Origin of the sequence: Paraburkholderia sp. RAU6.4a (genome assembly GCF_050435625.1) — a bacterium.
Lineage (GTDB): Bacteria > Pseudomonadota > Gammaproteobacteria > Burkholderiales > Burkholderiaceae > Paraburkholderia > Paraburkholderia tuberum.
On the sequence record NZ_JBNDKQ010000002.1, the window covers coordinates 2131606 to 2144649 of the forward strand.

Below are 13044 nucleotides of genomic sequence, written 5' to 3' on the forward strand. Positions count from 1 at the left end.
GGCGGCGGTCAGCTCAAACCGGCAAGCCCAACTCGCGCAGCTTGGCTTCCGTTTGCGCGGCGCTCGTGTGATGCACGCCGTGCCAGCCGAGCGCCTTCGCGGCTTCGGCGTTCTTCGCGTTGTCGTCGATGAAGACGAGTTCGGCCGGCTCGACACCGGGCATTTGCAGTTCGATGCGCCGGCGCATCTCCGCGAAGATCACCGGGTCGGGCTTCACGAGTTTCACGCGCCCCGACACGACGACGTCGCGAAACCGCCGCAGCACCGGATAGTGCTCCCACGCGTACGGAAACGTCTCGGCCGACCAGTTGGTCAGCCCGAAGAGCGGCACCTCGGCCGCTTCGAGCTTTTCCATCAGCGCGATGCCGTCGTCGAGCACACCCGCCACCATCTGGTGCCAGCGCTCATAGAACGCGCGGATCAGCGGTTCGTGATCGGGAAACCGCGCGATCAGCTCGTCGGTGGCTTCGACGATCGGCTGGCCGCCATCCTGGCGGATCACCCAGTCCATCGAGCAGACGTGCGCGAGGAACCAGCGGCGCTCGACTTCGTCGGGAATCAGCTCGCGGTACAGGTACTCGGGACTCCAGTCGATCAGCACACCGCCGAAATCGAACACCACTGCCTTGATCGCCATGCACCACGCTCCTTTGGAAGGTCGTCGCTATGCTCAGATGGGTTGCGTGCGCAACTCCAGCCACGCTTTCGCGTCGCCCGATACATGCGGCACGAGGCGCGCGCGCACCGTCTCGTGATACGCGTTGAGCCATGCGCGCTCGTCGTCGCGCAGCAGCGACAGCTCGATGCAGCGCGCGTCGATCGGGCACAGCGTCAGCGTTTCGAACTTCAGGAAGTCGCCGAATTCGGTTTTTACCGCGGCCACGTTCAGCACGAGGTTTTCGATTCGCACGCCCCACTTGCCCGGCCGATACAGACCCGGCTCGTTCGACGTGATCATGCCCTCCTCCATCGCGGTCCACGGTTCGGCCGGCGCGTAGTGCGAGATCACCTGCGGGCCTTCGTGCACGTTCAGGAAGTAGCCGACCCCGTGACCGGTGCCGTGGCCATAGTCGGCGCCGGCCTGCCAGATCGGCGCGCGCGCGATCGCGTCGAGCATCGGCGAGCGGATGCCGCGCGGGAATTGCGCGCGTGACAGCGCGATCATGCCCTTCAGCACGACGGTGAAATCGCGGCGCTGTTCGCTGCTCGGCGTGCCGACCGGGACGACGCGTGTGATGTCGGTCGTGCCGCCCAGATACTGGCCGCCCGAATCGATCAGCAGCAGGCCATTGCCTTCGATCACCGCATGCGACTCCTCGGTCGCGCGATAGTGCGGCATCGCGCCGTTCGCATTGAAGCCCGCGATCGTCGCGAAGCTCAGCGACACGAAGCCGGGACGGCGCGCGCGAGCTGCCGTCAGATGCTCGTCGATCGTCAGCTCGGTGATGCGCTCGCGGCCGAGCGCGCTTTCGAACCACGCGAAGAATTCGGCGAGCGCGGCGCCGTCCTGCTCCATCGTCTCACGCACGTGCGCGGCATCGGCGGCGGTCTTGCACGACTTCAGGAAAGTGGACGGATTGACCGCCTCGACCACCTTGACCGACGACGGCACCACCTGCAGCGAGCCGTACGTGATGCGGCGCGGATCGATCAGCAGCGTGCTGCCGGCTGGCAGCGCGGCAAGCGCGTCGGCGGTTTTCGCGTACGGCTCGACGCTGATGCCGTCGCGCGCGAGCACTTCGGCGAGCGCCGGCGACACCTTGCCGTCGGCGATAAATAGCGACGCCCGATCCACGCCGATCAGCGTGTGCGCGACGAACACCGGGTTGTAGCTGACGTCGGCGCCGCGCAGATTCAGCAGCCAGGCGAGGTCGTCGAGCGTCGAGATGAAGTGCCACTGCGCGCCTTTCTCGACCATCGCGCGACGCACCTGCGCAAGCTTGTCCGCACGTGTGACGCCCGCTTGCGGCGCGGCGTGCTCGAAGACGGCGTCGGCGGGCAGCGCCGGGCGCTGCGCCCAGATCGCGTCGAACAGGTCGAGGTCGGTGCGCAATTGCACGCCGCGCGCGTTCAGTGCGGCGCTCAACGCGCGCGCGGCCGCGACGCCCAGCACCGCGCCGTCCACACCGACCGTGCCGCCGCTCGCGACGTTCTGCGCGAGCCATTCGAAATGCGGCGTCGTGAGCTGGCCGCCAGTCATCTTCATCAGCTCGACACCGCTGCCGGCGAGCTGCGCACTTGCCTGCTCCCAGTAGCGGCTGTCGGTCCAGACGCCGGCGAAATCGGCGGTGACGATCAGCGTGCCGGCCGAGCCGGTGAAGCCCGACAGCCACTGGCGGCCTTGCCAGCGCCCTGGCAGATACTCGGACAGATGCGGATCCGCCGACGGCACGAGGTAAGCGGCAATGCCCTCGCGCGCCATCGCGGCGCGCAGGCTCGCGAGGCGCTCGGGAATGGAGGAGGTTTCGGGAAGTCGGGCGTTCATGGAGTTACCTGCAAGGATTCATCGACGGATTGACCGGCGCGTTGATTGACGCGACAAGAGGCCGACCGTCACGGCGACGGCGATGAGCGCGACGGCGGTGCATACCGGCCATTCGAGCATGTCGCCGTCATGGAAGAGACTTGTCACATTGCCGGCCATCCGCGCGACGCTCGTGCCGAGCACACCGGCCAACAGCGCGGCCCACCAGCGGGCGCGGCTCGCGCGGCGCTGCGGATGCAACCACCAGCCCGCGAGGCCGATCACCGCGCCGAGTACGAGAATGCCTGGCCAACCCATCAGGCGTCGACTCCAGACTGGGCGCTCAAACACGGCAAGATCAATTTCGGATTCGTCTCATAGGCGAAAGGAGCCGCCAACGCTAGCATTTTTGCCTCCTCAACTATACAAGTTCAGCACGGCGCTTTCCGCATAGCGGTTGAGTTTAGGGATCGGGGTGTGCTTAGGCAAGTTGTAAGTCTGACGAAAACGCCTCATGCTTCGCCCGTTGCCAGGCTGACGCAGCGCCATGCGCATCGCCCTTATCGAACCCGACGTGCAACACGCCAAACTGGTTGACCGGCTCATTTTCGCCGGCGGCCACGCGTGCCAGCACTTCACCACTAGCGCCACCTTCCTGCAGCGCGCTACCGACGAATTTTTCGACCTGTTGATCACCGAAAGTTGGGCCGGCGACCATTGCGCCGAAGACGTGATCCCGCGCGCGCGCTCCATTCTGCCGGGCCTGCCCATCATGATGCTGCTGAGCGCACCGCGCGAATGCCAGATCGTCGCCGCGCTGCATGCCGGCGCCGACGACTGTCTCAGCAAGCCAGTGCGCGGCCCCGAAATGCTCGCGCGTGTCGAGGCGCTGCAGCGCCGTGCGGGCCTGCGGCGGCCGCCCAACCGTCGACGCGACGTGATCGGCGGCTATACGTTCGACGCGGCGAATTTGGCCGTGACATTCCGCGACCTGACCGTGATCCTGACGCCGAAGGAATTCCGCCTCGCGCTGGTGCTGTTCAACAATCTCGCGCGGCCGGTGTCGCGCGCGCATATTCTCGAAACCGTGTGGGCCCGCCGCCGTGACGTAAATTCGCGCACCATCGACACCCACGCGTCGCGCGTGCGCAGCAAGTTGCAACTGCGCCCGGAGCTTGGCTACACGCTGACGCCGGTCTATGGTTACGGTTACCAGCTCGACGCGATCCCGCCGGAGAGCCCGACAGGCGCGAACTGACGCATGCGGGATATATGGCGGGCAGAATGTGAGTATCGTGGAAACGCTATAATATATGGCTGAACGATAGCTCCCCCAAATGCAGCTTCTAACGATCGGAATCAACCATCACACTGCGCCTGTCGCCTTGCGCGAACGCGTGGCGTTTCCGCTCGAACAGATAAAGCCCGCTCTGGATACGTTCAAAGGCATCTGGCTGGGCCACATGGCCCCCAACGCGCCCGAGGCGGCAATTCTGTCCACCTGCAACCGCACCGAACTCTACTGCGCGACCGACGACCTCGCCGCGCGCGAAGCCTCGGTGCAGTGGCTGTCGAAGTACCACAACCTCCCGATCGATGAACTCGCGCCGCACGTCTATGCGCTGCCGCAGTCCGAAGCCGTGCGCCATGCGTTCCGCGTCGCGTCGGGGCTCGATTCGATGGTGCTCGGCGAAACGCAGATCGTCGGACAAATGAAGGACGCGGTGCGCACCGCCTCCGAAGCCGGCGCCCTCGGCACCTACCTGAATCAGCTATTCCAGCGCACCTTCGCCGTCGCGAAGGAAGTGCGCAGCACCACCGAGATCGGCGCGCAGTCGGTGTCGATGGCCGCCGCCGCGGTACGCCTCGCCCAACGCATTTTCGACAAGATCGCGAACCAGCGCGTGCTGTTCATCGGTGCTGGCGAAATGATCGAGCTTTGCGCGACGCACTTCGCGGCGCAGCATCCGCGGGAACTCGTCGTCGCGAACCGAACCGCCGAGCGCGGCATGCGGCTCGCCGAGCGCTTCAACGGCCGCGCCATTCCGCTCTCCGAGCTCCCCGCGCGGATGCACGAATTCGACATCATCGTGTCGTGCACGGCGTCCACGTTGCCGATCATCGGTCTTGGCGCGGTCGAGCGCGCGGTCAAGGCGCGCCGTCACCGGCCGATTTTCATGGTCGACCTCGCGGTGCCGCGTGACATCGAACCCGAAGCCGGCCAGCTCGAAGACGTGTTCCTGTACACCGTCGACGACCTCGGTGCGATCGTTCGCGAAGGCAATGCGTCGCGCCAGGCCGCGGTCGCGCAGGCCGAAGCGATCATCGAAACGCGCGTGCAGAACTTCATGCAGTGGCTTGATGCGCGCAGCATCGTGCCGGTGATCCGCCACATGCACACGCAGGCCGACACGCTGCGCCGCGCAGAGGTCGAACGCGCGCAGAAAATGCTCGCGCGCGGCGACGATCCGGCCGCAGTCCTCGAGGCACTGTCGCAATCGCTCACCAACAAGCTGATCCATGGTCCTACGCACGCGCTGAATCGCGCGAGCACCGACAACCGCGACAAGCTGATCGAGCTGATGAGCGGCTTCTACAAACACCCCGGCTCTACCGAGCGTTAGCGGCGCAGTGCTCGCCGCACCCCCGCGCGCCACCGCCGTGGCTCGCAAAGTGCTTCCGCCCCGGGCATTCGCCCGTTCCCCTGGCCGCATCCATTCCGGAGTCCGCTCCGCTACCCGCCCGATGAAAACGAGCATGCAACGCAAGCTCGACCAGCTGACCACCCGGCTGGCCGAACTGAACGACCTGTTGAGCCGCGAGGACATCACCGCCAACCTCGACCAGTACCGCAAGCTGACGCGCGAACACGCGGAGCTCGACCCGGTCGTCGAGCATTACGGGCTGTGGCGCCGGGCGCAAAACGACGCCGCCACCGCGCAGGAACTGCTCGCCGACGTGTCGATGCGCGATTTCGCCGAAGAGGAAATCCGCGCAGCACGCGATCGTATGGAGACGCTCGGCGTCGAACTGCAGAAAATGCTGCTGCCGAAAGACCCGAACGACGAGCGCAACATTTTCCTCGAAATCCGCGCGGGCACCGGCGGCGACGAATCCGCGCTGTTCGCGGGCGATCTGCTGCGCATGTATCTGCGCTATGCCGAGCGCAACCGCTGGCAGGTCGAGATGATGTCGGCGAGCGAATCGGACCTCGGGGGCTATCGCGAAGTGATCGTGCGAATTGCCGGCGATGCCGCGTATTCGAAGCTGAAGTTCGAGTCGGGCGGGCATCGCGTGCAGCGCGTGCCGGCCACCGAAACGCAGGGCCGCATCCATACCTCGGCGTGCACGGTCGCGGTGATGCCGGAAGCGGACGAGATCGGCGAAGTCGAGATCAATCCGGCCGATCTGCGTATCGACACGTTCCGCGCGTCGGGCCGCGGGCGGCCAGCACATCAACAAGACCGACTCGGCGGTGCGCGTCACGCACTTGCCGACGGGCATCGTCGTCGAATGTCAGGACGACCGCTCGCAGCACAAGAACAAGGATCGCGCGCTGAAGGTGCTCGCCGCGCGCATCAAGGACAAGCAGGCGCACGAGCAGCAGGCGAAGGAAGCGGCGACGCGCAAGAACCTGATCGGCTCGGGCGACCGTTCGGAGCGCATCCGCACGTACAACTTCCCGCAGGGGCGCCTCACCGATCACCGCATCAACCTGACGCTGTATCGCCTCGACGCGATCATGGACGGCGATCTCGAAGAACTGATCGCGGCGCTCGTCAGCGAGCATCAGGCCGAACTGCTGGCTTCGCTCGGCGACGCGGACTAACGCCCCGACAATGACCGACGCCTCCCCGGCTCCGCTCGACCCCACCGCTCTGCCCCCCACGGCCGAGGCGCTAATGCGCGCATCGCCGCTGCCGCCGCTCGAAGCGCGGATTCTGCTCACGCATGTGCTCGGTTGGCGGCGCACGCAGCTGATCACGCGCGGCGAGGAGCCGCTCGAACGCGCAAGCGTCGAGCGTTATCGCACGCTCGAGGCGCGGCGCATGGCCGGCGAGCCGGTCGCGCAGCTCGTCGGTGCGCGCGAGTTCTTCGGGCTCGAATTCGAAGTGACGCCGCACGTGCTGATTCCGCGTCCTGAGACCGAGCTGCTGGTGGAGACCGCGCTCGCGGCGATCGAACCTCGGCCGCGCCCACGTGTGCTCGATCTCGGCACCGGGACCGGCGCAATCGCGGTGGCGATCGCGTCGATGCGGCCCGACGCGCAGGTCTGGGCGCTCGACCGCTCGGCCGACGCGCTCGCCGTCGCCGCGCGCAACGGCGCGCGCCTGCTCGACGTGAAACGCCCGGGGGGCGCCGTCGTTTTCCTGCCCAGCGACTGGTACGGCTCGCTCGACGCCGCGTTGCGCTTCGATGCGATCGTCAGCAATCCACCGTATATCGCGAGCGGCGACCCGCATCTGCGTGAGGGCGATCTGCGCTTCGAGCCGCGCGGCGCGCTCACCGACGAGGCCGACGGCCTCAGCGCGATCCGCGCGATCGTCGCCGGCGCCCCCGAGCGTCTCGCCGCCGACGGCACGGTTTGGATCGAACATGGCTACGACCAGGCCGAAGCCGTGCGCGCATTGTTGAGCGAACGCGGTTTTGCCGAGGTCCGCTCGGCGCGCGATCTCGCCGGCATCGAGCGGATCAGCGGCGGCGTGCTGCGCGCCGCTGCGGCCTGAGCGCGGTCGCCGAGGCTAAAACCCCAGGCGCGACGTGGCTGCGGCCGCCCGTAGCGAAATCCGCTATCATTTCAGCCTATTCCCATCCTTTATCGGAACCGCAAGGTCAGTCATGGATACGCAACAACGCATCAAGCAAATCGTCGACGGCAACAACGTCGTTCTCTTCATGAAGGGCACGGCCCAGTTCCCGATGTGCGGTTTTTCCGGCCGCGCCATCCAGATCCTGAAGGCGTGCGGTGCCGGTGAGATCAAGACCGTCAACGTGCTCGAAGACGACGAAATCCGTCAGGGCATCAAGGTGTTCTCGAACTGGCCGACCATTCCGCAGCTGTACGTGAAGGGCGAATTCATCGGCGGCTCGGACATCATGATGGAGATGTACGAATCGGGCGAACTGCAGCAGCTGTTCGCCGCGGCCTGAGCGTTCTACGCTTCGTTCGTTCCATCAGACGCCGCAAGCCATGCAGCAAGCACGCACTGCGGTGCCTCGCCGGCTGATCGTCGCGATCACCGGCGCCACCGGCGCCATCTACGGCATCCGGCTGCTTGAGACGCTGCGGCGGCTCGGCGGCGTCGAGAGCCACCTGCTGATTTCGAGCGCGGGTTGGCTCAACATCCAGCATGAACTCGAGTTGGGCAAGGAAGACGTGCATCCGCTCGCGGATGTCGTCCATTCGGTGCGCGATGTCGGCGCGAGCATCGCGTCCGGCTCGTTCGCGACCGACGGCATGATCGTCGCACCCTGCTCGATGAAAACACTCGCGAGCATCGCGCACGGTTTCGCCGACAACCTGATCACCCGCGCCGCCGACGTCACACTGAAGGAGCGTCGCCGTCTCGTGCTGCTGGTGCGCGAAACGCCGTTCAATCTCGCGCATCTGCGCAATATGACGGCCGTCACCGAAATGGGCGGAGTGATCTTCCCGCCGCTGCCCGCGTTCTATAACCGGCCTGCTTCGATCGACGAGATGGTCGACCACACTGTCGCACGCGTGCTCGATCTGTTTGCGCTGGGGCCGGCGTTGTCGCCAGCGTGGGAAGGATTGCGGGGCGCGCAGGAGTAACCGCGACAACGCGGATTAACAACGGCTGCGACGCAATCAATTCCCGCCGAGCCCATTTATCAAGCTGGCGTGCGGACCTATATTGGTAGCAACCCAATTTCTCCGTGCCGTGCTTACACGGCCGCGTTGCTGTCATGAACCGCTTACCTTCGCTTTTCCTGTCTCACGGCGCACCCACGTTGCCGATCGATCCGTCAATGCCGTCCGCCGAGTTCGGCGCGCTCGCCACGCAATTGCCGCGTCCCGAGGCAATCCTGATGTTGTCGGCGCACTGGGGTACCGCGCAGCCACTCGCGAGCATCGCGACGGCGCCTGAAACCATCCACGATTTTTATGGTTTTCCGCGCCAGCTCTATGAAATCCAATATCCGGCGCCGGGCGCGCCCGACATCGCACGTAGCGCCGCCGCGCTGCTCGGCGCGAGCGGCATCGTCGCGGACGTGCAGCCGCACGGACTCGACCACGGCGCATGGGTGCCGATGCTGCTGATGTTTCCGCGAGCGGACGTGCCAATCGCGCAACTGTCGATCCAACCGCACAAGGACGCCGCGCATCATTTCCGCGTCGGCCGCGCGCTGCGCGCGCTAAAAGACGAAGGCGTGATGGTGATCGGCTCCGGCCAGATCACCCATAACCTGCGCGCCGCCGATTTCTCCGCGCGCCCGGAAGACGCCGATCCGCGTGTGGCCGAATTCACCGACTGGTTCGAGGACAAGCTCGTCGCGCGCGATATCGACGCGCTGCTCGACTATCGCCGCCAGGCGCCGCACGCGGTGTTGATGCATCCGACCGACGAGCATCTGTTGCCGGTATTCGCCGCGCTCGGTGCCGCCGACGACGACTATTCGCTCGCGATCCAGTCGCTCGGCACCTACCAACGCTCGCTCGCGATGACGAACTACGTGTTCGGGACCGCATGATCCGGCGCGGGGTCGCGCACAAAGCTCAACAAAAAGCCCGCCTGATCATCGATCGGGCGGGCTTTTTATCGGCCCCGAAAGACCCGCGTCGAGCGGATCTTCGGTTTCGACCGGCGCTCAATGCGCGCCGATAACTTCGAGCACTTCGTCGTGCTCGAGCTGCTCGTCCAGATACTCCGAACGATAGCCGCTGTTCACGCCCCAGAAGTAGAACACCAACGCGAAGGCGATCACGACGAGCATGTCCCAGCCGTAAGGCAGAATGCCGAAGCCGCCAAACTCCTTGCTGCCGATCAGCGACAGGATCGCCATGATCGGCAGATACGCGACCAGCCACCAGGCGGCCTTCAGGTCACGGCCCCAGCCCTCGAAGCCCGACTTCGCCTGGAAGTAGAAATACACCGGCAGCGCGACGACCATCAGCAGAATGATTTCGCCGGTCAGCGGCCACCTCGCCCAGTACAGGATCAGCGACGCGCAGACGAACGCGAACGGCGCGATCACCTTCATGCCGGCGATGTGCAGCGGGCGCTCGAGATCGGTTGCCGCGCGGCGCAGTGCCATCAGGCTGATCGGGCCGGTCAGGTACGAGATCACGGTCGCGACCGAAATCACCGCCGCGAGCGAACTCCAGCCGCGGAAGAAGAACAGGAAGATGAACGAGACGAGCAGGTTGAACCACATCGCGTTGCGCGGAACGCCATAGAACGGGTGCACGTTACCGAACATCTTCGGCATCGTGTTGTTGCGCTCCATCGCGTAGATCATGCGCGAGGTGGTTGCCATGTAGGTCGTACCGGTGCCGCTCGGGCTCACGAACGCGTCGACGTACAGCAGGATCGCCAGCCAGTTCAGGTTCAGCGCAATCGCCAGTTCCGCGAACGGCGAAGCAAAGCTGAAGTGGCTCCAGCCCTTCATCACGTCGGCCGGATTCACGGCACCGATGTATGCGATCTGCAGCAACACGTAGATCACGAGCGCGAGCAGGATCGAGCCGATCACCGCGAACGGCACGCTCCTGGCCGGATTTCGCGCTTCACCGGCCAGGTTAATCGGGCTCTGGAAACCGTTGAATGCGAACACGATGCCGCTCGTCGCGACCGCGGTCAGCACCGCCGACCAGCCGTACGGCGCGAACTTGGTCGTCTGACCAAAGTTCTCGGTGTGGACGCCTGTCATCATCAGGCCGACGATCGTTGCGCCCGGGATCAGGAACTTGAAGATCGTGATCGCCGAGTTGGCGCGCGCGAACAGCTTGACGCCCCAGTAGTTGAGCAGGAAATAGATGATGACGAGCCCGGCGGACAACAGCAGGCCGTTGGTCGTCAACGACCCGTCGACGAACAGCGCATGCGCCCAGGGATAGGGCCATGTACTCATATATTGGATCGATGCTTCGGCCTCGATCGGGATCACCGACACGATCGCGATCCAGTTGGCCCACGCGCTGATGAAACCGACCAGCGCGCCGTGCGAGTAGCGCGCATAGCGCACCATCCCGCCAGATTCCGGAAACATCGCGCCAAGTTCCGCGTAGGTCAGCGCAATCGCGAGAATCACGACCGCACCGATGATCCATGCGCAAATCGCAGCCGGACCGGCAATTTTTGCAGCCTTCCACGCGCCGAACAGCCAACCCGAACCGATGATCGAGCCCAGACCGGTCAGCATCAGCGCGAATGGCCCGATGTTCCGTTGTATAGAACTTTTCAAGTCTTCTCCTAAATCAGAACCATGTCGGCACCGCGTGACATCGCTTGTGGCGGTGGGGACGGGGTGACGCGCATGTAAGCGCGTCCAGATGCGGAATAGGTGCAACCGACGCGCGGCGCGTAGTTTAACGGTTGCACCGTGTTACTGCAGCGAAACCGCAGCCGAACTAAGGGTTCTCCCTAGCAAAAAGTTGTCCCCCTGCGCAAGCTTTGTAAGAAAATTTCGGATCAGTCCGGCAAAGTTTCGTCTAGACTGTTGACCTTCGTCCGAATTCGCCGTATAACGTTCGGGCAGGATTTCAAGTGGCGAGTGAAGTGGTTCTTTCGTAGTTCGCCCATCAACGGTACTCCGGTTGGTCCCATTACCCCCTTCCTTGATTTTCATGCACCCCGGGCTTCGGCCTTATTCACCATTTTTAGGAAAAAGTAATATGGAAACCGGTACCGTCAAGTGGTTCAACGACGCTAAGGGCTTTGGCTTCATCACTCCGGACGGCGGCGGTGAAGATCTGTTCGCGCATTTCTCGGAAATTCGCACTGAAGGCTTCAAGACGCTCCAAGAAAACCAGAAGGTCACGTTTGAAGTGAAGACGGGCCCGAAGGGCAAGCAAGCGGCTAACATCAAGCCGGTGTAAGCTCCGCGCTTCCTTCTGGACGCAAAAAAACCCCGCCTCGGCGGGGTTTTTTATTACGGCGGCCAATCTGAATGCGCCGATTAACTTCGCGTTACTTCGCAATCCGCGGCGGATTATTTGTTGATTATTCGGGATTATCCGAATACACGCCGCGCATGAATACCGAGGCCGGTCGCAACGCTCGCGAGACGATCGCCGAATACCGCTTGCGCGTCTGGAAACGCCGCGGCCAACGCGCCCGACAGAAACGCGAGGCCGGTCGACCCGCCGGTGAAATAGATCGCGTCGACATCGCGCGGCGCGACGCCCGCCGCCTGCACCGTATCGCGCGCGGCCTGCACGATGCGTCGCGTTTCTTCCTCGCCTGCTTTGACGAGCTGCGCTTCGTCGAACGCGAGACGCAGATCCTCTTCCACCTGCTCGAGATCGATCACGGTCTCGCCGCCCGCCGCCACGCCGATCTTCGCCTCTTCCGCGTGGGCGGCGAGCGCGTGCCCGAAACGCTGCTCGACCACGCGCATCAGCCGGTCGTGGTGCTTCGTCTCCGTGAAAAGGTGCCGCATCAGCGCGAGTTCGCTGACGCGCTTCGGCGTGTAGACGGTGTTGATCAGGTGCCAGGTCGCGAGATCGAAATAAATCCGGTTCGGGATTTCGCGCCCTTGCGGATCGAGCGACTGGTAGCCGAGTTCGCGCAGTATCGTGGCGAGTTCGACGCGGCGGTCGAAGTCCGTACCCGCGACGTGCACGCCGTGGTGCGCGAGCACATCGTCCTTGCGCTCGACGCGCTTCATCCGTTCCGGCCCCACTCGCACGAGCGAAAAGTCCGACGTACCGCCGCCGATGTCCGCCACAAGCACGAGCCCCTCGGCGCTCAGGTGCGATTCGTAGTCGAACGCAGCCGCGATCGGTTCATACTGAAAGTGGATGTCGCGCAAGCCGGCCGTGCGCGCGGCGGCTTCGAGCTGTTGCTGCGCCATCTGGTCGGCGCGCGGGTCGTCGTCGACGAAGAACACCGGGCGGCCCAGCACCGCGCGGTCGATCGCGCCGCCGGCGCTCGCCTCGGCCGCGCGCTTCAGGTGAGTCAGGAACGTCGCGATCACGTCGGTGTACTTGATCGCACTGCCGTCGCCGAGATCGGTCGTATTCTCGGCGAGCGGCGAGCCGAGAATGCTTTTCATCGAGCGCATCAGCCGGCCGTCGAAACCGTCGATGTAAGCAGCGAGCGCCGCGCGCCCGAATTCGCTGGTGTGTTCGTCGGTATTGAAGAAGACCGCGGTGGGCAGCGTCGTGTACGCGTCTTCGACCGGCGCCAGCTTCAGTTGCGGGCCGATCGGAACCGCGACGGCCGAATTGGAAGTACCGAAGTCAATCGCGCAATAGTTCATGGCAGGAATGGCCGCTCACGGCTGGCGCGCAAAGAAAGGGGAGCGGCTTTGTATCACGAAAACTCCGGCAGCATCAACTGAAGCTGCCGGGACGGCCGCAAGATCGATTGAAATCATGGCGCGGAATGGATCTT

Annotated in this window: 12 protein-coding genes and 1 pseudogene; 8 read left to right on the plus strand and 5 right to left on the minus strand. The window is 64.6% G+C overall.

Annotation, left to right across the window (positions count from 1 at the left end; all coding sequences use genetic code 11):
- Positions 1-13: 13 nt before the first annotated feature.
- From OKW40_RS14595 to OKW40_RS14605, 3 genes are read right to left on the minus strand one after another with little or no spacing between them, the layout of a single operon-like run.
- Positions 14-637 carry an HAD family hydrolase gene (locus OKW40_RS14595; RefSeq protein WP_429490308.1) on the minus strand — a complete coding sequence of 208 codons (624 nt, stop codon included), beginning with the start codon at positions 635-637 and terminating at the stop codon, positions 14-16.
- 33 nt (positions 638-670) lie between these two features.
- Positions 671-2485, minus strand: coding sequence for an aminopeptidase P family protein (locus OKW40_RS14600; protein ID WP_429490310.1), 1815 nt, complete (start codon positions 2483-2485; stop codon positions 671-673).
- 18 nt (positions 2486-2503) lie between these two features.
- Positions 2504-2782, minus strand: coding sequence for a hypothetical protein (locus OKW40_RS14605; RefSeq protein ID WP_184009140.1), 279 nt, complete (start codon positions 2780-2782; stop codon positions 2504-2506).
- A 229-nt stretch (positions 2783-3011) separates the two neighbouring features.
- On the opposite strand from OKW40_RS14605, the gene OKW40_RS14610 reads away from it, so the two are divergent.
- The 7 genes and pseudogenes from OKW40_RS14610 to OKW40_RS14640 all read left to right on the plus strand — a co-directional run bounded on the left by OKW40_RS14610 (position 3012) and on the right by OKW40_RS14640 (position 9178).
- Positions 3012-3722, plus strand: a complete 711-nt coding sequence (locus tag OKW40_RS14610) for a response regulator transcription factor (protein WP_429490312.1) — start codon at positions 3012-3014, stop codon at positions 3720-3722.
- 79 nt (positions 3723-3801) lie between these two features.
- Complete coding sequence (hemA, locus tag OKW40_RS14615; RefSeq protein ID WP_090802047.1) at positions 3802-5088, plus strand: glutamyl-tRNA reductase; 1287 nt, start codon at positions 3802-3804, stop codon at positions 5086-5088.
- Between the two features lie 121 nt (positions 5089-5209).
- Positions 5210-6293: pseudogene (prfA, locus tag OKW40_RS14620) on the plus strand (peptide chain release factor 1).
- Between the two features lie 10 nt (positions 6294-6303).
- A complete protein-coding gene (gene prmC / locus OKW40_RS14625; RefSeq protein WP_429408185.1) occupies positions 6304-7191 on the plus strand; it encodes a peptide chain release factor N(5)-glutamine methyltransferase in 888 nt (295 codons plus the stop codon).
- 112 nt (positions 7192-7303) lie between these two features.
- On the plus strand, positions 7304-7615 hold the full coding sequence (grxD, locus tag OKW40_RS14630) for a Grx4 family monothiol glutaredoxin (protein ID WP_018420101.1): 312 nt from the start codon (positions 7304-7306) through the stop codon (positions 7613-7615).
- A 40-nt stretch (positions 7616-7655) separates the two neighbouring features.
- A complete protein-coding gene (locus OKW40_RS14635) occupies positions 7656-8258 on the plus strand; it encodes a UbiX family flavin prenyltransferase (RefSeq protein ID WP_429490314.1) in 603 nt (200 codons plus the stop codon).
- A 134-nt stretch (positions 8259-8392) separates the two neighbouring features.
- Positions 8393-9178 carry a DODA-type extradiol aromatic ring-opening family dioxygenase gene (locus OKW40_RS14640; protein WP_184065641.1) on the plus strand — a complete coding sequence of 262 codons (786 nt, stop codon included), beginning with the start codon at positions 8393-8395 and terminating at the stop codon, positions 9176-9178.
- A gap of 117 nt (positions 9179-9295) precedes the next feature.
- Here OKW40_RS14640 and OKW40_RS14645 read toward each other — a convergent pair whose 3' ends face one another.
- On the minus strand, positions 9296-10891 hold the full coding sequence (locus tag OKW40_RS14645; RefSeq protein WP_429490316.1) for an APC family permease: 1596 nt from the start codon (positions 10889-10891) through the stop codon (positions 9296-9298).
- Between the two features lie 430 nt (positions 10892-11321).
- On the opposite strand from OKW40_RS14645, the gene OKW40_RS14650 reads away from it, so the two are divergent.
- A complete protein-coding gene (locus tag OKW40_RS14650; RefSeq protein WP_007180251.1) occupies positions 11322-11525 on the plus strand; it encodes a cold-shock protein in 204 nt (67 codons plus the stop codon).
- Between the two features lie 134 nt (positions 11526-11659).
- Here OKW40_RS14650 and OKW40_RS14655 read toward each other — a convergent pair whose 3' ends face one another.
- Positions 11660-12910: an Hsp70 family protein gene (locus OKW40_RS14655; protein ID WP_429490318.1), complete on the minus strand. Its 1251-nt coding sequence runs from the start codon at positions 12908-12910 to the stop codon at positions 11660-11662.
- Positions 12911-13044: the final 134 nt, after the last annotated feature.